The organism is Candidatus Desulfolinea nitratireducens (assembly GCF_982879505.1).
Map to the genome: position 1 here is coordinate 1,376 of NZ_CEYOSI010000118.1, position 992 is coordinate 2,367.

Sequence of the window (992 nt, forward strand, 5' to 3'; positions counted from 1 at the left end):
CTTTTTTGATTTTCCACGTTGCTCTTCAGGTAATGTTTCTTTGAACCAGAAGGAGGTTAATAGGATCGATAAAAGCGAAAATACTGCCGCGACGAGAGCGGGAACGCGATAATCGTTCCCGCTGGCGGCAAGGGAAATAAAGGCAATGATCGGGCCGAGGATGAATCCGAGGCCGAAGGCCGCACCGAGCAAGCCCAAACCCTGGGTGCGTGTCTTCTCGGTGGTGCTATCGCTGATCGCTGCCTGGGCTGTCGCAATATTTGCACCGGAGAGACCATCGATCAATCGAGCTAAAAATAAAAGCCACAGGCTATTGGCCATTGCCAGCACGATAAAACCAACAAATGTTCCGATCTGGCTGACGACCAGAACCGGTTTGCGCCCGAAGCGATCTGAGAGACGTCCGAGCAGGGGCGCGCCGATAAATTGCATGGCGGGGTAAGCTGCCCCCAGCAAGCCAATCATAAAGGCACTCGCGCCAAAGGCAGCGGCATAGAGCGGCATCAAGGGGATGATAATTGTGAGGCCCAATAAGTCGATCAGGACGATCACAAAGACAGGCAATATTCTTTTGAAATCCAGTTTTTCTTCGGTCATTCTTCCTCCATTAGGGTGAGACGGGATAGAACCTCGTCCAGCCAGGCTGCTTCAGCCTGGAGATGGCGCAAACGGTGCTCCAACATCCACTGGACTGTGCCAGGGTGGACGGGGGTATTTTGCATAATTTCCAGTTCAGAGAGTAATTGCTCTTTCCGCGTTTCGAGGTATGTGGACGCTTCATCGGTTGTCAATTCATCCAGAAAGGCCAGCGGAATATCATCTTCAAAATAGGTGGGGGTATATTCCTGCATGGATTCACGCAGCATGCTTTGAAAAGCTATTTCGCCTGTCGGCGTAATCTGGTAAACCCGCCGCAATGGGCGGTTACCAATTTGTTCACTGCTTTGAGTGATCCAGCCGCGCGCTTCCATTTTGTTTAGCAAGTAGTACGC

Annotated in this window: 2 protein-coding genes; both read right to left on the bottom strand. The window is 51.5% G+C overall.

Annotated features, from left to right (window positions below; translation table 11 throughout):
* Positions 1 to 597, bottom strand: a 597-nt coding sequence (locus AC3DOM_RS11105) for an MFS transporter (protein WP_487919116.1), incomplete at its 3' end; no start/stop codon positions are given.
* Positions 594 to 992 (bottom strand): PadR family transcriptional regulator (locus tag AC3DOM_RS11110; RefSeq protein ID WP_487919117.1); only part of this gene is annotated, 399 nt, incomplete at its 5' end. The genes AC3DOM_RS11105 and AC3DOM_RS11110, both read right to left, overlap by 4 nt.